This is a genomic window from Variovorax sp. 10N420 (assembly GCF_056394705.1).
Window position 1 is genome coordinate 35,821 of record NZ_JBFTIJ010000005.1, and the last position, 19,348, is coordinate 55,168.

Consider the following 19,348-nt stretch of genomic DNA (forward strand, 5'->3'; position numbering starts at 1 on the left):
GATGTAGGCTTGTGGGTTTCTGGTTTGTTTCTTCCTTCTGAACATGCGCATTACTGTTTGCTTGACCGACAACCGACCTGACCCATGGATCGATGGACTTCGTGCTGCCTTGCCGGAGGCGGAGGTTGAAAACTGGGCGCCAGGGGCGGCTGCGGCGGACCATGCTGTGGTTTGGGCGCCGCCGCAGGCGCTGCTGGACGATCAGCCGGGGCTGCGAGGGCTGTTCAATATCGGGGCAGGGGTGGATGCGCTGCTGAAGCTGAAGGTGCCGCCGCAGACGCAGGTGGTAAGGCTGGACGACGCGGGGATGTCGGTGCAGATGGCGGAATACGTCTGTCATGCGCTGATTCGGCACTTTCGCGAATTCGATGCGTATGAGGCTGAATCGCGGGCGGGGCGGTGGAGTTACCGCAAGCCTCGCGAACGGCGGGACTTTGCAGTGGGCATCATGGGGCTGGGGGTGTTGGGGGAACGGGTCGCCAAGGCTGTGGCGCAGTTCGAGTTTCCGGTGAATGGCTGGAGCCGATCCGCGAAGGACATCGAAGGGGTTCGCTGCTTTGCCGGAGAAGAAGCCTTCGACGGCTTTCTGGGGGCGAGCCGGGTGCTGGTGAATCTGCTGCCGCTGACGGCTGCGACGCGCGGCATCCTGAATCGTGGCACGCTGTCGAAGCTCAATGGGGGGCAGCCTGGCGGCTATCTCATCAACGTGGCGCGGGGTGCGCATCTGGTGGAAACCGATCTGATCCCCTTGCTCGACAGCGGGCAGCTCGCGGGGGCGACGCTCGATGTGTTCGAGGTCGAACCGCTGCCCGCCGACCATCCGTTTGTGCGGCATCCGAAGATCACCGTGACGCCGCACTGTTCGGCGCGCACCGAACGCGAAGCATCGATCGCGCAGATCGCGGGCAAGATCCGGGCGATTGAGCGCGGAGAGCCTGTTGCCGGCGTGGTCGATGTCCAGCGCGGATACTGATCGCCTTTCTTTGCAGCCTCGCAGCATTGCAGCCTTGTAGATAGATACCCAAAGACAACGCCATGAAACTCCCCACCCGAGTCAAGATCGTCGACGTCGGCCCGCGCGACGGCCTTCAGAACGAGAAGCAGCCGGTCGCGGCAGAAATCAAGATCGGCCTCGTCCATCGCCTGCAGGACGCGGGGCTGAAGGAAATCGAAGTCACCAGCTTCGTGTCGCCGAAGTGGGTGCCGCAGATGGCGGACAACGCCGAGGTCATGCACGGCATCCGGCGCAAGCCCGGCGTGCGCTATTCGGTGCTGACACCGAACATGAAGGGCTTCGAGGCCGCCATTGCGGCGCCCCGTGATGAATGGCCGGACGAGATCGTGGTGTTCGGCGCCGCGAGCGAGGCCTTTAGCCAGCGCAACATCAACTGCTCCATCTCCGAAAGCATCGAGCGATTCCGGCCGGTCGTCGAAGCGGCGCGGGAGAAGGGCATCTACGTGCGTGGCGCCATGTCGTGCGCCCTCGGCTGCCCTTACGAAGGCGAGATCGATCCTTCGCGCGTCGAAATGCTGGCGGGCCTCATGAAGGGGATTGGTGTGCAGCACATCGGCGTGGCGGACACCATCGGCACCGGCACGCCCGTGAAGGTGCAGCGCGCCATCGACGCGACATTGAAGCACTACGCCATCGACGACATCTCAGGACACTTTCACGACACGTATGGTCAGGCGCTCGGCAACACGCTCGCCAGCCTGGAGATGGGCGTGTGGCAGTTCGACACGTCGTCGGCAGGGCTCGGCGGCTGTCCCTATGCCAAGGGCGCGACGGGCAACGTGGCGACGGAGGACGTGGTCTACATGCTGCACGGCATGGGCATCGACACGGGCATCGATCTCGACAAGCTGATCGATGCGGGCGTCTACATCAGCGATGCGCTGGGCCGTGCGCCGAACTCGCGCGCGTCGAAGGCCATCCTGACGAAGAGGGCCGGCTGATGTGCGGCGCTGAATTGACAGCTTTGCCTGATGGCGTGCAGCGCGTGGCGCGCCTGCTGCAAGACAAGGGCCATCCGCATGCGCCGCAGATGCTCGACGACGCCGCGCGCACTGCGCAGCAGGCCGCCGATGCGCTGGGCATCGGCGTGGGCCAGATCGCCAAGAGCATCGTGTTCCGTCGCAAGGTCGACGAGGTTGCGGTGCTTGTCGTGACCTCCGGCGACAAGCGCGTCGACGAGAAGAAGGTCGAGGCGCTGGTCGGCAAGCTCGGCCGTGCCGATGCCGACTTCGTGAAATCGCGCACCGGCTTCTCGATCGGCGGCGTCTCGCCTTTCGCGCATGCCACGCCGCCCGTGATGCTGATCGACCGCGAGCTCTTTCGATTCGAGGACATCTGGGCGGCAGCCGGACATCCGCATGCGGTGGTGCGCCTGCGCCCGCAAGATCTCGAAGCATTGACCGGCGCGCCGGTAGCGGACGTGGTGTGACCGGGCTTGCCGATCGCGCCATTGCGGCTCGCGAAACAGCGAGCGATGTGCCGTCGCCCTGCATTTCGATCTGCCGCATGGACCCTGCGAGCGGCTTCTGCGAAGGCTGCCTGCGAACCCTCGCGGAGATCGCCGCATGGAGCCGGATGGACGACGCCGAGAAGCGCCGCGTATGGCGCGCCATCGAGCTGCGCGCCGAAGCCGGGTTTCTCGTCGCTTCCGGAGAAAAGGCATGAAGCACATCGTCTTCTATCTCGACTTTCTCTCACCGTATGCCTATCTCGCCTTCGAGCAGTTGCCGCAGGCGCTCGAAGGGTTGAGCTACAGCGTGGCCTACCGGCCCGTGCTGCTGGGCGCACTGCTGAAGCACCACGGCCAGCTCGGGCCGGCGGAGATTCCTGCAAAGCGCGCCTGGACCTATCGCCAAGTGCTATGGCTGGCTCGCGCGAATGCCATCCCGATGCAGATGCCTGCTTCGCATCCGTACAACCCGTTGCCGCATCTGCGTCTGGCACTCGCGACGACGATGGATGGCGACATCAACCGGTACGTGGCGGAGACGATCTTTCGCGACGTGTGGTGCACGGGCGCCGAAGCCGCCGATGCGACGCGTCTTGCCGCACTGTCGGCGCAGCTTCGGCAAGTGCGTGACGTGGGCAGCGACGAGGTGAAGGCGCAACTCAAGGCCAACACCGACGAGGCCATTGCGCACGGCGTCTTCGGCGTGCCGGCCTATGAAGTCGACGGCCGCATGTTGTGGGGCTTCGACGGCCTGGCCATGCTGCGTGCCTACCTCGAAGGCGACGCCTGGTTCGACGGGCCTGAGTGGGCGACCGCGGATCAGCGGCCTTCGCTGCTGAGGAAGTAGCTCGCCCCCAGGCTCGCGCACTTCGTGTCGCTCTCCGCCCCCGACCGGGGGCGTGCGGGGATTTGTGCGGTGCACATAGGCTTTTTCTACAGGCTGAAATGCGAAGAGCGGGTTTCACCTTAAGTCGTCAGCGAGCATTCAGTTTCGCGACAGGCTCGGGTCAGTCGGCCCTCCAAGAATGCGACACGTCCCACGCCGTGGGCGCATTTCATACGAAGGAGACGACATGTCAGCCACACTAGATTCAAGGGGCGCGCCGCACAGCGCTCCCCGGCCCATGAGCGCGGAGGAGAAGAAAGTCATCTTCGCCTCGTCCCTCGGCACCGTGTTCGAGTGGTACGACTTCTACCTCTACGGTTCGCTCGCGGCGATCATCGCCAAGCAGTTCTTCAGCGGTCTGGATGCGGGCGCGGCCTTCATCTTCGCGCTGCTGGCCTTTGCGGCGGGCTTCCTGGTGCGTCCCTTCGGCGCCATCGTGTTCGGCCGGCTCGGCGACATGATCGGCCGCAAGTACACCTTCCTGGTCACCATCCTGATCATGGGCCTGTCGACCTTCATCGTCGGCCTGCTGCCCAGCTACGGCACCATCGGCGTCGCGGCACCCGTGATCCTCATTGCATTGCGCATGCTGCAGGGCCTCGCGCTCGGCGGCGAGTACGGCGGCGCGGCCACCTATGTGGCGGAGCATTCGCCCCACGGCAAGCGCGGCGCCTACACATCGTGGATTCAGACGACCGCGACGCTTGGCCTGTTCCTGAGCCTGCTGGTCGTTCTCGGCGTGCGTGAAGGCGTGGGCGAAGCGGCCTTTGCCGATTGGGGATGGCGCATTCCGTTCCTCGTGTCGATCCTGCTGCTCGGCATCTCGGTGTGGATCCGCTTGTCGCTGTCCGAGTCGCCCGCCTTCCAGAAGATGAAGGCCGAAGGCAAGACATCGAAGGCGCCGCTGGCTGAATCGTTCGGCCAATGGAAGAACCTCAAGATCGTTCTGCTGGCGCTCATCGGCCTCACCGCCGGCCAGGCCGTCGTCTGGTACACGGGCCAGTTCTACGCACTCTTCTTCCTGACGCAGCAGCTCAAGGTCGACGGCACCACCGCCAACCTGATGATCGCCGCGGCACTCCTGATCGGCACGCCTTTCTTCGTCGTGTGGGGCGCGCTCTCCGACAAGATCGGCCGCAAGCCGATCATCATGGCCGGCTGCCTGCTGGCGGTGGTGACCTACTTCCCGGTCTTCAAGATGCTGACCGAAGCCGCCAACCCTGACCTCGCGAAGGCGCAAGCCACCGCCGGCGTCACCGTGACGGCCGATCCGCGCTCCTGCTCGTTCCAGGGCAACCCCGTGGCGCGTGAGATCGACTTCAACAGCTCCTGCGACATCGCCAAGCGCTTCCTGGTGCAGAACTCGGTGAGCTACGAGCGCATCGATGGCCCGGCCGGTTCGCCCGCCGTGGTCAAGATCGGCGAGGCGGCGATCACCGCGCCGGCCGGCAATGTCGTCAATCACAAGTTCGACGAAGCTTCGAGCAAGGAAATCGCCGCGTTCAAGAAGTCGGTCGCCGACGGGCTCAAGGCCGCCGGCTACCCGAGCAAGGCCGACCCCGCCAAGATGAACAAGGTCATGACGGTGGTCCTGCTGTTCTGGCTGGTGCTGCTGGTGACGATGGTCTACGGCCCGATCGCCGCCATGCTGGTGGAATTGTTCCCGACCCGCATCCGCTACACATCGATGAGCCTGCCGTATCACATCGGCAATGGCTGGTTCGGCGGCCTGCTGCCGACCACTGCCTTCGCGATCGTGGCGAGCACCGGCAACATGTACAACGGCCTGTGGTACCCGATCATCATCGCGGCAGTGACGCTCGTGGTCGGCACGATCTTCATTCGCGAGACGAAGGACGTGGACATTTACGCGAACGACTGACCGGCTTTCCGGCATGAGGGCCTGGCCCTCGGCTCGACATAGAGGCTTCGTATCTTCCCGATACGAGGCCTCTTTTCATTGGGGTACCTCTGGCTATCACTCTTGCATCGGCACGCCGCCTTGCCGAAGATCCGTGGCGTCCAGGCAAGGCGAATGCGCCCAGCGAAGGACGAAAGTACAAGAAAACGAGACGACAAGCCGACCGAGAACCGCTGCGATGCCTGAACCGACGAACGATCCCGCCATCGAGCCACTGTCGCCAAACCTGCGCAGCCTGGTGCAAAACCTGCGCGAAGACAGCTCGGGACTGTCCTCACGCATGCTCGACATCTTGCGCAGCACCATTCCCGAATACGGCGCGCTGGGCGATTCCCTGGCGCAGGATGTGTATCGTGCCGGCGTCAAGAACGCCGAACTCTGGTATGACGCTCTCCTCGCGAGCGGCAGCCCGCACGTGGACGATCTGCAATGGATCGGCCAATTCAGCCAAAGGCGGCACGCCCAGGCGCTTTCGCTGTCCGCGCTGCTGCAAGCCTATCGAACGGGCTCACGCGTCTACATGGACGCGATGCTCTCGCATGTGCGGCAGCATCGGTCGCTCGGTGACGAGGTGCTGTTCAAGGTCTCGCCTTTCCTGCTTTATTACAGCGACCTGATGAGCCGCACGATCAGCGATGCGTACTTGGCCGAGCACACGCGCGAGATGCGGTGGCGGGAGCAGATGCAGGCGCGGCTCTGCGCAGCGGTGTTCGATCCGGTGCGCGCCGGCGCTTTTGACGATGCGGCCCGTGCGCTCGGCATTGCGGCGGACCATCCCCACGTCGCGTTGGCGATGCGGGTGAAGATCACGGGGCCCGTCGCGGAACACCTGTCGCTCCCTGAGCACGCGTTGGAGGTGCTGCTTGCATCGGCGTCCGAGCTTGCGGCTGCGGCCGCCGCAGGCCAGCACCGCGGCCATTGGTTGATCTGGGTGCCGGTGCTCGCCGGGGAGTCGGCCGATGCCCGCGAACGGGGTCTGACCGAACGCGTCAAGCAGCTGTTGCGGCTTTGCCCGGAAGTGGAGGCGGCGGGAGTCGGCCTGCCGGGCGCCGGCGTCGCAGGCTGGCGCAGCAGCGCCGAGCAGGCGATGGCCGCCATCGATCTCGGTCGCAGGATGCACAAGGGGAGCTTGAGTTTTCGCTACTCCGAATTCGCGCTGGACACCCTGATGCGCGAGTCCTCCGAAGTGTCCGCCCTTTGCGGCGAGATGATCGCGTGCCTCGCAGCCGAGCCCGCATTGTTGGAGACGCTCGAGGCGTATTTCGACCACCGCCAGAACCACAAGGCCGTGGCGGCTGCACTGGGCATCCACCGCAACACCTTGTTCCACCGGCTCGCGCACATCGAGACTGTGCTCGGAGCGAGCTTCGACGACATGGCATGGCTGTCGCGGATGTACCTGGCGCTGCGCCAGCGCCGCCTGAGCCGTGGTGCGCCGCCGGCGATGCACTGAGTCCTGACCAGCAGTTGTGCAAATGCACAGCGGCGCGGGGCAGTTTGCCAATGGCGTTGTCGGTTGCCCACTCGTAGAGTGCTGTCGTTCCAGACGACACCCACGAGGAGACAAGACCCCATGCAATCGCCCGATCGAGGCCAGCCTACGGCACGCCCATCCTTATCTAGCCGCAGGCTCAAGCCCTGGACTGCGCTCGCAGGCGCCGCATTGCTTGCGGCGGTCATCGCGGGCTGCGGTGGTGGCGGGTCCAGCGCACCTTTTGACCTGAGCAGCATCCGCCCTTCGGGCAACGGAGGCAATGGCGGAAACAACAACCCCGGCAACAACCCTGGTGGTGGCGGAAATTCGTCGCCAATCATGCTCGCCAGCATCGACGACCAGCTGCCGGCCGACACCGCCAGCACGGCGCAGCGATGCGATTTCCTCGACGCGACGCATTGCATGCTGCCGTTTCCGAACGACTACTACACCGTGGCCGACAAGGGCGCCGACACCGGTCGACATCTGAACCTGCAGACCGCCTCGATGCCGCGCAGTGCCATCGCAGCCAATCGTCCGATCGACACCACCGAATGGAACCGCAACGACGGTTTCTCGCCAGGCGCGATGATCGTCACGCGCGTGCCGGGCATCGATCTCGCGCGCACTGGCGCTCCGATGCTGACGGACCTCTCGGCCTCTCTCAAGGCCGACGCTCCTTTCGTGCTGATCGATGCCGACACCCTGGAACAAAAGCTGATCTGGGTGGAGCTCGACAAGAACACCGTGAGCTCGCCTGACCGCCAGGCCCTCAACATCCGCGTCGCGAAGAGCCTCGACTACGGCCACCGCTACATCGTCGCCATGCGAAACCTGAAGAATGCGCAGGGCGAGACGATCGATGCCGGACCGGCATTCCGGATCTACCGCGACAGCCACGAAAGCAGCCTCGACTTCGTCAACCAGCGGCGTGCGCACATTGAAGATCTGTTCGCCACGCTGAAGAAAGCCGGCGTCTCGCGAGATTCGCTTTTCCTCACGTGGGACTTCACAGTCGCTTCGCAGCGCAACTTGACCGGTCGCATGCTCGCGATCCGCGATGCGGGTTTTGCCGCGCTGACCAATGGCACGCCGGCGTTCAGAGTCACGACCAAGGTGGACTACACGCCCACGCAGAATGCGAAGGTCGCGCGCCACATCGAGGGCGTGCTCACCGTGCCGAGTTTCATCGTGACGCCCAATACCGGCACCGACATTTCCCCGGTGGCGAACGCGGTCGCACCTTATCTGCAGGGCCGCGCGCCGCTTGCTCTCGACAGCATCAAGGCCGCTTTCGCGACCATCGGCGACAGCCCTTTGCCGCTGCCTCGGTTCAACTACGCATCCGCGACGCCGGGCGTCAATGACCTGCCGGTACGCGCCGGCAGCGCAACCATGGACGTGCCCTTCATCTGCAACATTCCGCGCGCCGCGCTCAACGGCGATGGCAGCGTGAATCCGGCGCGGATTTCGCTCTATGGACATGGCCTGTTCGGCACGCCGACAGAAGTCAACGCAGGCAACGTCACCGACATGGGCAACGAACACAACTTCGTGTTCTGCGCCACCAATTGGTACGGCTTCTCGCAGACGGAACTGATTCCCGCGGTGTTCGCGTTCTTCGATCTCTCCAATGCCCGCGTGCCCTTTGACACCACGCAGCAAGGCGTGCTCAACACACTGATGCTCGGGCGCGCGATGCAAAGTGCGCAAGGCTTCGGCAGCGACCCTGCGTTCCAGATGGGCACGGCCCCGCAGAGCGTGTTGAACACCAGCGAGCTGTTCTACGACGGCAACAGCCAAGGCGGCATCCTGGGCGGGATGCTGATGAGCGTCGCCCAGGACATTCATCGCGGCGTGCTCGGCGTGCCGGGAATGAACTACTCGCTGCTGCTCGAACGCAGCGCCGACTTCCCGCAATTTGCCTCGATGGTGTACGCGGCCTATCCAGACAGCCTGGATCAGCAGTTCATCTTCTCGCTGTGGCAGACACTTTGGGATCGGGCGGAGGCCAACGGCTACGCGCAAACGATGACCGACAAGCCGCTGCCCAACACTCCGCCGCACAAGGTGCTGATGCATGCGGCCTTCGGCGACCACCAGGTGTCGATGTGGGCGGCCGAGATCGAGGCGCGCACCATGGGTGCGAAGCTCCATTGCCCCGCGCTGGCACCCGGTCGCCATCCTGACGCCGTGCCTTACTTCCAGCTCTCGTGCATGGACAACAGCACCGGCTACGACGGATCGGCACTGGTCGTGTGGGACAGCGGCCCGGGCCGGGTCACCCCACCGCCGCAAGACAATCTGGCACCTTCGACGGCGAGCGACCCGCACAGCGATCCCCGCGCCACGCCAGCGGCACGGCTGCAGAAGTCGGAGTTTCTCAAGTCCGATGGCAAGGTCGTGGACACCTGCAACGGCGGGCCCTGCCACACCGCGGCATATACGCCTTGATGAGTTAGGGGTTTGACTTGCCAAGCCTGTCGATGGTCAGGCCTTGGCAGGTCTTCCCGTACCGGTTCGATCCCGGTTCCGCTCCTGGCAGCGAGTGGTGCCCGTTTTGCGGGCAATCCAGCGGCAAGCCGCATGGCGCCTCGCTTCGAGCACAGCCGTCCTCGTACAACACACAACGTTATCCACAGAAACGCGGCCGAACTTCGTCACGAGGCATGCCGTTCGATCCAGTCGATCACGCCGCGCGCGGTGCGAAATTCATCCGCCGATCGCGCCGGGATATCCGGATATTGCTGGTTCCACATGCGGGCCAGAGCCTGTCCCGGGCCGATCTCCAGCACGCAGCGGACGCCTCGCGCCGCGATGCCTTCCATGCATTCATCCCATCGCACGGTGTGATCGATTTGCGCGGCCAATGCGAGCTTGGCGTGCGCGCCGTCGCGAATGCGGCCCGTGAAGTCGCTGAGCAAGGTGGTTCGCGGTGACGCGAACGCGAAAGGCCCAGTGGCAAGCAATTCGTCGAAGGCTTTCGCAGCATCGGCCATCCACGGTGTATGCGAAGCGACGTGGACATTGAGCAGTGTGACATGGCCGCCGAGGCCCTGCGCAGATTCTGCGGCCGGCATGAGCGCCGCCTTCGCTCCGCCGACGACGACACTGGCCGGGTCGTTGCGGATGGCGAGCGCCAAGCCGAACTCCGCACACAGCCGTTCCAGCGCTTTTTGTGCGAGTCCGCTGATTGCCATCAGCCCTGTGGCGCACTTGTCGGCGTCGCGGTCCATCAGTGCGGCGCGATGTTGCGCCAGGGCGATGGCGTCGCGCGGCGAGAAAACGCCCCCGGCGGAGAAGGCCGCCAGTTCACCGACGCTGTAGCCCGCGATCACGGCAGGCTCGGGCAAGGCCGGCGCGAGTTGCGACCATGCGGCAACGCCGAGTGCTGTCAGCAACAGTTGCGCATGCGCGTTGCGGCCGGCCCATGCGGGATCTTCCAGACGTTCGCGCCAATCGCGCCCAAGTGCGCGCTCGACGGTCTGCAGCGATTCGTCCTCGGTCAGCCACGGAAGCATCGCAGGATGCTGCATGCCCTGGCCCGAGAAGATCAGCGCGAAGCCCATGGACGACGGATCTTCAGATGGTCTCGCAGACGCGGCGCATCCAGCACGCTGCGGCCAATGTGTCGGCGGCACCACCAGGCGAAAGCCGCCGCGAGACGAAGTCGCTGTGAATCTCCGCTGCGGCTTCGAATCGATGGTCGCGTGCGGCGCCGCCATCGGCGAGATACCCGCGTGCGGCGCGTTGTGCGTACCGCAGTCCGGCAAGCCCGCCGCGATGTGCGAGGTTGCTGTCGTCCAGCGTTGCCATCACGGTGAACAAGGTGTCGATGCGCGCAGGTCTTGCGCCCAACCCGCGCCGCTGTGCATCCGCGAGCGCAGGGATGGCGCTCTCGAACAGCACCGGGAATGCAAGCGCAGCCTCTTGCGAGGCACTGCGCAAGCCGTGCCGCTGCGCTGCAATGCCTCCCGGGAGTGTCGAGACGCGCCGGCTGCGTGCATGCAGTGCATCACCCCAATGCCGGCGCAGCGATTCGCGCAATGCGTCGGGACTGAGCGGCACACCATCGCGAACGAGGGCGCCCGCCGAAGCGCACAGCAGGCCGAGCGTGAAGATTGCGCCACGATGGGTGTTGATGCCTCCCGTGGCCGCCAACATGCATTGCTCGGCAGCGATGCCGCAACGCTCCAGAGCTTCGAAGGGTGCGTGAGCTTCGCCCAAGGCACTGATCTGCACGAAATAGCGGCGCAGCGCGAACAGGCTGCGCATGAACGTGTGCGCATCCATGTCCGTGTGGCTGCCGCTGTCGACGAAGGACACCAGTCCCGGCTTGGGGGCGAGTTCCAGTTCGTCGTGCAACGCAAGTGTGGCGGCGCGTCCGATGTCGGTTGCGGCAAGGCATCGCTCGTGCGCCCGCTGCGCAGTGCGTCGAGTCGCGGACGTGTTCATGCGGCCATCTCCAGAACGTGCGCACGGCGGCGCAGGAAGGCCGCGTCTGCCATCGCTGCGCCATGCAAGCGCTTCACGAGCAGATGGCGCGCCCGGCCGGCGCGCCAGGCACTCCATTCGCGCCAGGCGACCGCCGTTCCGTCATCGAACACGAGCTCGCCATCGAGCCGCGGATGCTTGGGTGTCAACCGCTCCAGATGGTGAGCGACCGTGTCCGCATGATCGGCGTCGCCGACTGCGATCCATATGTCGATATCGGAGCCGTCACGCAAGTACTCCAGCCCGGTCAACAAATGCCAGCCATAGCTGCCGTACACGCGTGCGGGCGCCCCGCAGTCGGCAAGAGCGCGCTCCAGCGTGCGCCACGCCGAACGCGGTGCGCGTGGGAGGAGCGTTGCCGCTTCGGACGCACGCGGGAATTCGTCGAACCACGCGATGGCGCTGCGCGGCACATGGACGGCGATGCGCCGCCGGTCCCATCGCAGCGGGGCCGGCAAGCCGAGCGCGATCGGTGCGTCACATGACTCGTTGCACGCAGGCTGTCGTGTGACGACCAGGGGCAGTCGGTGCAGCGACCAGTGATCGATGCAGGCCTGTGCCTGCGTGTCCCATGCGCGGGCGCGAATACCGGCCCAGCCAGCGTCGGACAAGTGGACCAATCGATGGCGGCGCAGCGGCATCATGTGCGGACCTCAGGCTGCGTCCAGCACGCGCTGGGTGATGGCCGCGGCCAATCGCCGCCCACCGCGCTCGGCGCCGTCGACAGCGCGCTCATCTTCGCGCGGCGTGTGCGCCAGCGCATTCCGCAGGGCGGCGGGCAGGTCGCCGTCCCACAGCGAGCGCACGCCGCCCATCGCGACATAGTTCGACACGCCGGGCGCAAAGACCGGGTTCGATTGCGAGAGCGCATTGAGCATGTCCTCGGGCAACTTGGTCACGCGGGCCATCGCCGGGATGCGCATCACACGGATCTCGGCTTCGGGCAGCGCGTAGCAACCGTCGGCGATCAGGCCCGACGTGATGAAGCCACCGGAGAGCGCCTGGTCGTACACCAGCCCGATCACGCGATGGCCCAGCCTTCGTGCCAGATCGATGCTCGCTCCGAGGTGCGCCATGGCGCGATTGATGCCGAGCAGTTCGTCGCGCCGCCGCAGTTGCTGGCCCTGCGTGTCGATCAGCAGAAGGATCGGCCGCTGCGGATGCCGGGCGATGGTGTCCAGCACCAAGCGCGCCTGCGCCAATGCGAGCTTGACGCCGATCGGCGCGTGGTTCGTCGTGCCGATGACGGCGATGGGATGCCCATCGAATCGCGCAGTGCCTTGCAGGAAATCGCCGTCTGCGGTGATGCCGTGTTCGGCTCCGAAGAGCCGGGTGGCGAGAAGATTCCAGTCCATGGTTTCGGTCCTCATTGGGGAAGCAGTGCGCGCACCGCAGCCACATCCAGTTCAGGCACACGTTGGGCCTCAGGGATGCCCAGGCGCGACCACAGCGCGGTGGCATCGTCGAGTTCCGGGTCGGCAGCCGGCAGCAATTGCATGCGCGCTGCAAGCAGGGCATGTTCGTGTTCCAACGAAGCCAGCGTCACGGGCTTTGCCATGTGGATGGCATCGAGCGCAGCCTTGCGGAAGGCGGCCACGTCGTCTTCCACGAGCATGTCGCAATCGCCCGTGAGCCAGCGGTGCTTTCCACCCGTGGTGCGCCACACGAGCGCGCGATCCCGCGAGTCGTATTCCTCGACGCCATGCGACGCCTCGATCACTTCGGGGCCCGACATCGCGAGCCGCCCGACGTCGCTCATCACAATGCAGTCGGCGCAGCGTGCCACGATGCCCATGCCGCCGAAGCATCCGTTGGCGCCGCCGATCAGCACGATCACCGGCAGGCCCGCGGCGCGGACATCGAGCACCGCGCGCATGACCTCGGACACCGCGATCAACCCGGCGTTCGCCTCGTGCAGGCGCACGCCGCCCGACTCCGCCAGCAGCACCACGGCCGATGGCCTGTCACGCAGCGCACGGCGCAGCAGTCCGACCAGCTTGGCACCATGCACCTCGCCGACTCCGCCGCCCATGAAGGCGCCTTCCTGCGCGGCCACAAACACATCGTGCCCGCCGAGCCTGGCCCGGCCGATCGCCACGCCGTCGTCGAAGGACGAGGGCACGCCGAGTTGCGCGAGATGCGGGCTGGTGTGCCGCTCGGCCGGCGGCAGCCATTCATGAAAACTGTCCGTGTCGAGCAGCAACGCGAGCCGTTCTCGCGCCGAGCATTCGGCAAAGCTGATCATGGCCGTCCTCCTTGCGCCGCAGTCGGCAATTCAGCCACGGCCTGATCGAGCCGCAAGCTGACGACGGCAGGCGTCGCACCCATGTCGTTGATGGAAATGCGAACGCCCGCCAGCGGATGGCGCTCGTGGAAGTCGCCGAGCACAGCCTCCCAGATCGGGCTGAAGCCCCGCGCCGAAGTCTCGACGCGCACCCTGCAGTCGTCGCCGGCGGACGCCTCGAGCAGCACCTCGAGGTTGCCGGACCCGACGACCCCCACCAGCACGGGCGCAAAGCTGCCTGCAGGCCGGCTGCCCGAGAAGACGAAATCGAGAGCTTCAAGCCCCGCGGGAATTGTCATGATTGATGCTCCGTGACTTTGCGCGCTGTGAGCGACGCATGAAACCGCCACAAGCGCGGCCAGAAATCCCGCGGAACCGGCTCTGCCGGGCCGCCGGGATTGCCCCCTGCAAGGGGGTGTCCGAGCCACACGAAGTGGGCGAGGCTGGGGGTGAGCTGCATGTCACCAGTTCCTGAATCGACGCGGCGGCTGGTACAGCCCGCCCGAAGCACGCACCAGGTCGCGCATGCTGCGCGCCGCCAGCAGGTTGCGCGTGGCCTGGCGTGGATCGATGCCCAGGTCTTCGGGTCGGCGGATGACACCGCGATCGCGCAGGTTCTCGACCGCACGCCGATCGCGCGCCAGCCCGACGGCGGTATAGCCGGCCACCCCACGGATCGCCTGCTCGCGCTCGGCGTCGTTGCGGCACAGCAGCAGGTTCGCAATGCCTTCTTCCGTGAGGATGTGCGAGACGTCTTCGCCGTAAATCATCACGGGGGGCAACTCCATTCGCGCCTGCTCGGCGAGCTGCCAGGCATCGAGCCGCTCGACAAAGGCCGGCTGCATGTGCTCACGGAAGGTCTCCACCATCTGCACGACCAGCTTCTGTCCGCGCGGCGTGCCGGCCGCGCCGGTGCGGCCGTTGCGCGCCTCGCGCCCCGCCTTGAGCCATGCCGGACTCGCGTGGCGGCGGCCGCGCGCGTCGGCCCCCATGTTGGGCGCGCCGCCAAAGCCTGCGATGCGACCCAGTGTCGCCGTCGAGCTGTTGCCGTCAAGATCGATCTGCAGCGTCGAACCGATGAACAGGTCGCACGCGTAGTGCCCCGCCGCCTGGCACAGCGCGCGATTGCTGCGCAGGCTGCCGTCCGGCCCGGTGAAGAAGATGTCGGATCGCGCGCGGATGTAATCTTCCATGCCGAGCTCCGAGCCGAAGGAGTGCACCGATTGCACCCAGCCGGCCTCGATGGCGGGAATCAGCGCCGGGTGCGGATTCAACGCCCAGTGCTTGCCGATCTTTCCCTTGAGGCCGAGCGACTCGCCATAGGTCGGCAACAGCAGTTCGATGGCGGCGGTGTCGAAGCCGATGCCGTGGTTGAGGCGTTGCACGCCGTATTCGGCGTAGATGCCCTTGATGGCCATCATTGCCATCAGCACCTGTATTTCGCTGATTTGCGCGGGGTCTCGCGTGAACAGCGGTTCGATGAAATTGGGCCGGGGCGCCTTCACGACGAAGCTCACCCAATCGGCCGGGATGTCGATGCGCGGCAGCGTGGTGGTCGCGCCGTCGACAAGTTCGTTGACCTGCGCGATGACGATGCCGCCCGAGAAGGCGGTGGCTTCGACGATCACCGGCGTGTCTTCGGTGTTGGGGCCGGTGTAGAGGTTGCCTTCGGCATCGGCCGCGTGCGCCGCCACCAGCGCCACCTGCGGCGTGAGGTCGACGAAGTAGCGCGCAAACAGTTCGAGGTAGGTGTGAATGGCACCGATCTCGATGCGCCCTTCGGAGACCAGCTTGGCGAGCCGTGCGCCCTGCGGGCCCGAGAAGCTGAAGTCGAGTCGGGATGCGACGCCGTTCTCGAACACGTCGAGGTGCTCCGGCAGCGCGAGAACCGATTGCACCATGTGCAGGCCGTGCACCCGCGTGGGGTCGACCTGCACCAGCGCTCGCGCCAGGAAGTCGGCCTGCTTCTGGTTGTTGCCTTCGAGGCAGACGCGGTCGCCAGGCTCCAGGACGGCTTCGAGCAATGTGCCGATCGCCTCGGTGGCCACGCGCTTGCCGGTGAGTTGCCTGCCAAGTGCGGCAGCCGCTCGTGCAAGACGCGCCGCTCGGTTGTCCGCCCTGGTGTTCCAGTTGATACGGTCCATGGTGAATCCTCAGCCGACCAGAGCCTTGGTGGCAAAAAACAGCAACGAGGGGCCCAGCAGGCATCCAAGCCCGGTATGAAAGGTCGCGACCAGTGCGCCGTAAGGCACCAGCTTTCGGTCGGTGGCGGCAAGTCCGGCGGAAACGCCGCTGACGGTGCCCGCCAATCCACCGAAGACCATCGCCGAGCGCGGTGTCTTCAGCGCCAGGAAACGCGCCGCGATGGGTGTGCCGACCATCACGATGATGGCCTTCACCAGCCCCGTCGCGATGCTCAGCGCCATGACGTCGGGGGTCGCACCGATCGCGGCGCCGGTGACCGGACCGACGATGTAGGTGACCGCGCCGGCGCCGATGGTGGTCATGCTCACCGCGTCTGAATAGCCGAAGCTCCACGCAATGGCGGCGCCGACGATGAAGGGCAGCACCGTGCCGAGCAGCAGTGACACCACGCCGATCAAGCCTGCCTTGCGTGCCTCGGTCGCTTGCACTTCGAAGGCCGTCGCGACGATCGCGAAGTCGCGCAGCATGGCCCCGCCCATGAGTCCGATGCCTCCGAACAGCGACATGTCGGCAATGCCCTTGTGACCGCCCGTCTGCGTGCCGCCCCAGTAGGCGAGCGCCAGGCCGATCACGATCGCGATGGCCGAGCCGTGCACACGGCCGAAGGTCAATCGGCGCGAGATCTGGCCCGAGAGCAGGATGATCAGCCCGACCACTGCGAAGGCCGTCACGAGGCCGTTCTGGATGGCGGCTTTTTCGAGGATTTCGATCATGTCAATCACTCCGCTTCGGTCAGCAAGGGGTTGTCGTGCAGCATGGGAATGCTCTCGGCCTCGACAGCAGGCCGTTCGGAGCGGTTGATCACCGCGATGACGCAGGCGCAGACTGCAACCGCTGCAATGGCCGAAAGCACCGCGACCGGGCCGCCGCGCAAGGCGGACACCATGTCCTGCTGTGCCGCCATGGCGACGACGACGGGGATGTACATCGCCCCCCAGTACTCCACCCCGAGTTCCGTCAGCTTGGGCAGCATGTTTCGCTTCTGCATGTAGATGCGCGCGAAGATCAGCAGCAGCATCGCGATGCCGACGCCGCCGACATTGGTCTTGACGCCAAGCAACTGCCCCAGCAGATCGCCGAGAAAGATGCCTAGCAGGTGGCACAGGGCCAGCAGGGCGGTACCGAGAATGATCATGCGGTTGTCTCCTTGTTTGCGCCGCTTGAAGTTGCTGCGCTATGGAGACGAAAGGTACCGGCGCCCCTCTGCGCAATCAATTAAGGAGGGTTCGCGATGCTTACGCTGCGCGAAACGGTCGCGGGTAAACCCTGCAGCGACGATGTCGCGGGGACGCGCTCAGGAGAGCTCGGTTTTCGACGTGCGGCAGACCGCCAGCAGGGCCAGGAGATTGGGATCGCGCTCGCGGGTGCGCAGGAAGTTCACTGCAATGGTCTGCCGCACGAGATACCGCGCCTGCAACGGAATCAATCGCACGTTGGGCGGCAGTGCGCCGCGCACGCGCCCGGGCAACAAGGTGAACCCCACGCCGCCGCTCACGAGATTCATCAGCGAGAAGATGTCGCCCGTCTTCATCACCACGTCGGGCGTGAAGTCGGCAATGCGAAAGGATTCCATGAAGCCGCTGTACGTGATGAAGCCTTCCGACAGGCTGACAAAGCGTTCCTGCGCGCAAGCGCCGAGATCGATTTCAGCCATCTCCGCATAGCGGGAGCCGAGCGGCGCGGCGAAGAAGATGTCGTCTTCGAAGAGCGGCTCCGACTCCACATCGGACGCTTCCCCGGGGATGGCCATCAACACGGCGTCGACCGCGCCATCGCGCAGCTTCTGCAGCAGGTCGGCGTTCGAGCCCAGGACGAGTTCGGTGTGAAGGTCGGGCTTGCGCAGCTTCATCGCCATGATGACCTTCGGAACGGTCCGGCTCGTGAGCGAATAGAGCGATCCGATGCGAATGCGGTCGGCCGAGTAGCCGGCCACCTCGCGTGTCGCGCGGATACCGTCCGACATCGTGCGCAGCACCTCGCGCGCAACGTCTGCGAGCGCCTTGGCGGCGTCGGTGGGGAGCAAATTGCGCCCTTCGAGCCGGAACAGCGCGCAGCGGGCACCCGTCTCCAGCGAGTGCAGCGCCCGATGCACGCTCACGGTGCTGGTGTCCAGGCGCTCGGCGGTGCGCGCGAGATTCCCTGTCTCCATGAACACAAGCAGGATCTCCAGCTTCCGGAAGGTGATTTCTTCGTCGACGAGGTAGGTCATGTGTGTCCGCGTGTAAGTGCGCCCGTGCGTTGTCGGGCGAGGCCCTGCACGGTAGCGCAGTAGAAGCCCCGCGCGGCGAGCAACCTTGCGCCGCCGCAGGCAAGCCCCTTCATGTCTTCCTAGGGCGAAGCCGCGATCACCAGTACTTTGGATACCGATCTGTTCGAGTCACGTTGTTGTACACAAGCGCGAAGGCCACGATGCAGATCGCGCCGACCAGCGTGGGGAAGAGCAGAAAACCCCATCCGGGGTCACCCAGGAACGCAATGACGGGATTCGATCCGGCCGGCGGATGTACGGTGCGTGTGACCATCATCAGCGCGATGGCCGTTCCGACCGCGATGGAAACTGACCACCACTGCGCCCCGAACATCTGCATGCAAACCAGTCCGACGAGTGAGCTGAGGAAGTGGCCGACAACGACGTTTCGAGGCTGGGAGAAGGGCGCTTCGGGATAGCCGAACACCAGGACGCACGATGCGCCGAAGGACCCAAGCACCATTGCCACGGTCAACCAATTGGTCAAGCAGGCCAGGATGGCAATGATCAGAAAGCCGCCTAACCAGGCGAATGCCAACGCCTTCGTCGAGGGCCGAGGCGGCAAAGGGGAGCTGTCGCCCTTGAGTTTTTCCAGAAGAATCATGTTTGCTACGTTTCCTACAAGTGGTTCCGCTCGAATGCGACTCGGCATCGAGAAAAATGGTGGAGTGGAAGTCGCGACGCTGATCGGCGACGGACTTGGATGGTGTTAGCAGGCTCTAGGCTTCATTGCCTGCGGCGGTGTGATCGACGCCTTGCGCATGCCGCAGTGATGCGCACAAGGCGTCGACGCACTGTCGCGAGTGCCGTGCATTGATATCCAGTGCGCTGGTGAAAAAGAAGGCGCCCGTGGTGAGTTCAGCGACGGCTCGCATCGATCCGTTGCGCGAACCGAAGCGTCTATCACCTCGTAGCAAGCTGGATCGATCTTGTTTCCCCGAGCCAATCCGGCACGATCGAACCGTCGGCGCTACGACCTGACAGGAATCCCCACAAGGCGGCATGTCGTGGAGCTTTCGGCGTAGATGGTCTCGTCGGGGCCATACAAACTCGCCTCGCCAAACGCATCTCGCCCCTCTGTGCATGTGAGCCGAACTTCGACGCGCACGCGCGACGTTTTCAGTGTCAGGAACTGTCGATACCCGATGTCGAGGCCACTTGTTGAGTACGCTTGGCCTGGAGGCAGTGAAGACAGAACGGCGCAGCCGAACGCCGAGTCGGGGATGGAGCCGATCCATCCTCCCTGAATGGCGCCCATCGGATTGAGTTGGCCGTACGTGGGGGGCAGCCTTGATCGCGAAGAAGCTTAGCGATTTCGCGCACTCGGCGTACGGCAACTCTCCGCCCATCATTTGCTGCATAACCTCAAGT

General features: G+C 65.2%; 20 protein-coding genes. 8 read left to right on the forward strand and 12 right to left on the reverse strand.

Features of this window, described 5'->3' with window-relative positions; all coding sequences use genetic code 11:
• The first annotated feature begins 43 nt into the window (after positions 1 to 43).
• From AC1DEK_RS14210 to AC1DEK_RS14245, 8 genes are all read left to right on the forward strand, one after another.
• The gene (locus AC1DEK_RS14210; RefSeq protein WP_478125895.1) at positions 44 to 973 is read left to right on the forward strand and encodes a 2-hydroxyacid dehydrogenase; all 930 of its coding nucleotides are present in this window, start codon (positions 44 to 46) and stop codon (positions 971 to 973) included.
• 62 nt (positions 974 to 1,035) lie between these two features.
• Positions 1,036 to 1,956, forward strand: a complete 921-nt coding sequence (locus tag AC1DEK_RS14215; RefSeq protein WP_478125896.1) for a hydroxymethylglutaryl-CoA lyase — start codon at positions 1,036 to 1,038, stop codon at positions 1,954 to 1,956.
• On the forward strand, positions 1,956 to 2,444 hold the full coding sequence (locus AC1DEK_RS14220; protein ID WP_478125897.1) for a YbaK/EbsC family protein: 489 nt from the start codon (positions 1,956 to 1,958) through the stop codon (positions 2,442 to 2,444). The genes AC1DEK_RS14215 and AC1DEK_RS14220 overlap by 1 nt, the downstream gene beginning before the upstream one ends.
• Positions 2,441 to 2,680, forward strand: coding sequence for a DUF1289 domain-containing protein (locus AC1DEK_RS14225; protein ID WP_478125898.1), 240 nt, complete (start codon positions 2,441 to 2,443; stop codon positions 2,678 to 2,680). The genes AC1DEK_RS14220 and AC1DEK_RS14225 overlap by 4 nt, the downstream gene beginning before the upstream one ends.
• Complete coding sequence (locus AC1DEK_RS14230; RefSeq protein ID WP_478125899.1) at positions 2,677 to 3,312, forward strand: DsbA family protein; 636 nt, start codon at positions 2,677 to 2,679, stop codon at positions 3,310 to 3,312. The genes AC1DEK_RS14225 and AC1DEK_RS14230 overlap by 4 nt, the downstream gene beginning before the upstream one ends.
• A gap of 226 nt (positions 3,313 to 3,538) precedes the next feature.
• A complete protein-coding gene (locus tag AC1DEK_RS14235) occupies positions 3,539 to 5,233 on the forward strand; it encodes an MFS transporter (RefSeq protein WP_478125900.1) in 1,695 nt (564 codons plus the stop codon).
• 217 nt (positions 5,234 to 5,450) lie between these two features.
• A complete protein-coding gene (locus AC1DEK_RS14240) occupies positions 5,451 to 6,725 on the forward strand; it encodes a PucR family transcriptional regulator (RefSeq protein WP_478125901.1) in 1,275 nt (424 codons plus the stop codon).
• Between the two features lie 120 nt (positions 6,726 to 6,845).
• Entirely contained in the window at positions 6,846 to 9,200 is a 2,355-nt protein-coding gene (locus tag AC1DEK_RS14245) for a hypothetical protein (protein WP_478125902.1), read from the forward strand.
• 206 nt (positions 9,201 to 9,406) lie between these two features.
• On the opposite strand, the gene AC1DEK_RS14250 is transcribed toward AC1DEK_RS14245, so the two are convergent.
• The 12 genes from AC1DEK_RS14250 to AC1DEK_RS14305 all read right to left on the reverse strand — a co-directional run bounded on the left by AC1DEK_RS14250 (position 9,407) and on the right by AC1DEK_RS14305 (position 18,852).
• Positions 9,407 to 10,315 carry a malonate decarboxylase subunit epsilon gene (locus tag AC1DEK_RS14250; protein ID WP_478125903.1) on the reverse strand — a complete coding sequence of 303 codons (909 nt, stop codon included), beginning with the start codon at positions 10,313 to 10,315 and terminating at the stop codon, positions 9,407 to 9,409.
• A 13-nt stretch (positions 10,316 to 10,328) separates the two neighbouring features.
• Positions 10,329 to 11,201, reverse strand: a complete 873-nt coding sequence (locus tag AC1DEK_RS14255) for a triphosphoribosyl-dephospho-CoA synthase (RefSeq protein WP_478125904.1) — start codon at positions 11,199 to 11,201, stop codon at positions 10,329 to 10,331.
• Entirely contained in the window at positions 11,198 to 11,884 is a 687-nt protein-coding gene (gene mdcG, locus AC1DEK_RS14260; RefSeq protein WP_478125905.1) for a malonate decarboxylase holo-[acyl-carrier-protein] synthase, read from the reverse strand. The genes AC1DEK_RS14255 and mdcG overlap by 4 nt, the downstream gene beginning before the upstream one ends.
• Before the next feature lie 9 nt (positions 11,885 to 11,893).
• Positions 11,894 to 12,595: a biotin-independent malonate decarboxylase subunit gamma gene (locus tag AC1DEK_RS14265; RefSeq protein WP_478125906.1), complete on the reverse strand. Its 702-nt coding sequence runs from the start codon at positions 12,593 to 12,595 to the stop codon at positions 11,894 to 11,896.
• An 11-nt stretch (positions 12,596 to 12,606) separates the two neighbouring features.
• A complete protein-coding gene (locus AC1DEK_RS14270) occupies positions 12,607 to 13,485 on the reverse strand; it encodes a biotin-independent malonate decarboxylase subunit beta (protein ID WP_478125907.1) in 879 nt (292 codons plus the stop codon).
• Positions 13,482 to 13,826 carry a malonate decarboxylase acyl carrier protein gene (gene mdcC, locus AC1DEK_RS14275; RefSeq protein ID WP_478126311.1) on the reverse strand — a complete coding sequence of 115 codons (345 nt, stop codon included), beginning with the start codon at positions 13,824 to 13,826 and terminating at the stop codon, positions 13,482 to 13,484. Before mdcC ends, AC1DEK_RS14270 begins: the two co-directional genes overlap by 4 nt.
• Before the next feature lie 159 nt (positions 13,827 to 13,985).
• Positions 13,986 to 15,668 (reverse strand): malonate decarboxylase subunit alpha, encoded by a 1,683-nt coding sequence (mdcA, locus tag AC1DEK_RS14280; RefSeq protein WP_478125908.1) that lies wholly within the window; start codon positions 15,666 to 15,668, stop codon positions 13,986 to 13,988.
• A 9-nt stretch (positions 15,669 to 15,677) separates the two neighbouring features.
• The gene (gene madM / locus AC1DEK_RS14285; protein ID WP_478125909.1) at positions 15,678 to 16,442 is read right to left on the reverse strand and encodes a malonate transporter subunit MadM; all 765 of its coding nucleotides are present in this window, start codon (positions 16,440 to 16,442) and stop codon (positions 15,678 to 15,680) included.
• Positions 16,443 to 16,447: 5 nt separating this feature from the next.
• Positions 16,448 to 16,864 (reverse strand): malonate transporter subunit MadL, encoded by a 417-nt coding sequence (gene madL, locus AC1DEK_RS14290; protein WP_478125910.1) that lies wholly within the window; start codon positions 16,862 to 16,864, stop codon positions 16,448 to 16,450.
• Positions 16,865 to 17,023: 159 nt separating this feature from the next.
• Positions 17,024 to 17,938 (reverse strand): LysR substrate-binding domain-containing protein, encoded by a 915-nt coding sequence (locus AC1DEK_RS14295; protein ID WP_478125911.1) that lies wholly within the window; start codon positions 17,936 to 17,938, stop codon positions 17,024 to 17,026.
• Positions 17,939 to 18,074: 136 nt separating this feature from the next.
• Positions 18,075 to 18,581 carry an HPP family protein gene (locus AC1DEK_RS14300; RefSeq protein ID WP_478125912.1) on the reverse strand — a complete coding sequence of 169 codons (507 nt, stop codon included), beginning with the start codon at positions 18,579 to 18,581 and terminating at the stop codon, positions 18,075 to 18,077.
• 115 nt (positions 18,582 to 18,696) lie between these two features.
• Entirely contained in the window at positions 18,697 to 18,852 is a 156-nt protein-coding gene (locus tag AC1DEK_RS14305) for a hypothetical protein (protein WP_478125913.1), read from the reverse strand.
• Positions 18,853 to 19,348 lie beyond the last annotated feature (496 nt).

What these genes read in the sequence shown, in the direction of transcription:
- AC1DEK_RS14215 (WP_478125896.1), top strand. Translation starts at nt 1,036, where the DNA reads ATGAAACTCCCCACCCGAGTCAAGATCGTCGACGTCGGCCCGCGCGAC.
- AC1DEK_RS14255 (WP_478125904.1), bottom strand. Translation starts at nt 11,201, where the DNA reads ATGAACACGTCCGCGACTCGACGCACTGCGCAGCGGGCGCACGAGCGA.
- mdcG (WP_478125905.1), bottom strand. Translation starts at nt 11,884, where the DNA reads ATGATGCCGCTGCGCCGCCATCGATTGGTCCACTTGTCCGACGCTGGC.
- AC1DEK_RS14210 (WP_478125895.1), top strand. Translation starts at nt 44, where the DNA reads ATGCGCATTACTGTTTGCTTGACCGACAACCGACCTGACCCATGGATC.
- madM (WP_478125909.1), bottom strand. Translation starts at nt 16,442, where the DNA reads ATGATCGAAATCCTCGAAAAAGCCGCCATCCAGAACGGCCTCGTGACG.
- AC1DEK_RS14230 (WP_478125899.1), top strand. Translation starts at nt 2,677, where the DNA reads ATGAAGCACATCGTCTTCTATCTCGACTTTCTCTCACCGTATGCCTAT.
- madL (WP_478125910.1), bottom strand. Translation starts at nt 16,864, where the DNA reads ATGATCATTCTCGGTACCGCCCTGCTGGCCCTGTGCCACCTGCTAGGC.
- AC1DEK_RS14295 (WP_478125911.1), bottom strand. Translation starts at nt 17,938, where the DNA reads ATGACCTACCTCGTCGACGAAGAAATCACCTTCCGGAAGCTGGAGATC.
- AC1DEK_RS14270 (WP_478125907.1), bottom strand. Translation starts at nt 13,485, where the DNA reads ATGATCAGCTTTGCCGAATGCTCGGCGCGAGAACGGCTCGCGTTGCTG.
- AC1DEK_RS14220 (WP_478125897.1), top strand. Translation starts at nt 1,956, where the DNA reads ATGTGCGGCGCTGAATTGACAGCTTTGCCTGATGGCGTGCAGCGCGTG.
- AC1DEK_RS14240 (WP_478125901.1), top strand. Translation starts at nt 5,451, where the DNA reads ATGCCTGAACCGACGAACGATCCCGCCATCGAGCCACTGTCGCCAAAC.
- AC1DEK_RS14245 (WP_478125902.1), top strand. Translation starts at nt 6,846, where the DNA reads ATGCAATCGCCCGATCGAGGCCAGCCTACGGCACGCCCATCCTTATCT.
- AC1DEK_RS14300 (WP_478125912.1), bottom strand. Translation starts at nt 18,581, where the DNA reads ATGATTCTTCTGGAAAAACTCAAGGGCGACAGCTCCCCTTTGCCGCCT.
- mdcA (WP_478125908.1), bottom strand. Translation starts at nt 15,668, where the DNA reads ATGGACCGTATCAACTGGAACACCAGGGCGGACAACCGAGCGGCGCGT.
- AC1DEK_RS14250 (WP_478125903.1), bottom strand. Translation starts at nt 10,315, where the DNA reads ATGGGCTTCGCGCTGATCTTCTCGGGCCAGGGCATGCAGCATCCTGCG.
- AC1DEK_RS14305 (WP_478125913.1), bottom strand. Translation starts at nt 18,852, where the DNA reads ATGCGAGCCGTCGCTGAACTCACCACGGGCGCCTTCTTTTTCACCAGC.
- AC1DEK_RS14265 (WP_478125906.1), bottom strand. Translation starts at nt 12,595, where the DNA reads ATGGACTGGAATCTTCTCGCCACCCGGCTCTTCGGAGCCGAACACGGC.
- AC1DEK_RS14235 (WP_478125900.1), top strand. Translation starts at nt 3,539, where the DNA reads ATGTCAGCCACACTAGATTCAAGGGGCGCGCCGCACAGCGCTCCCCGG.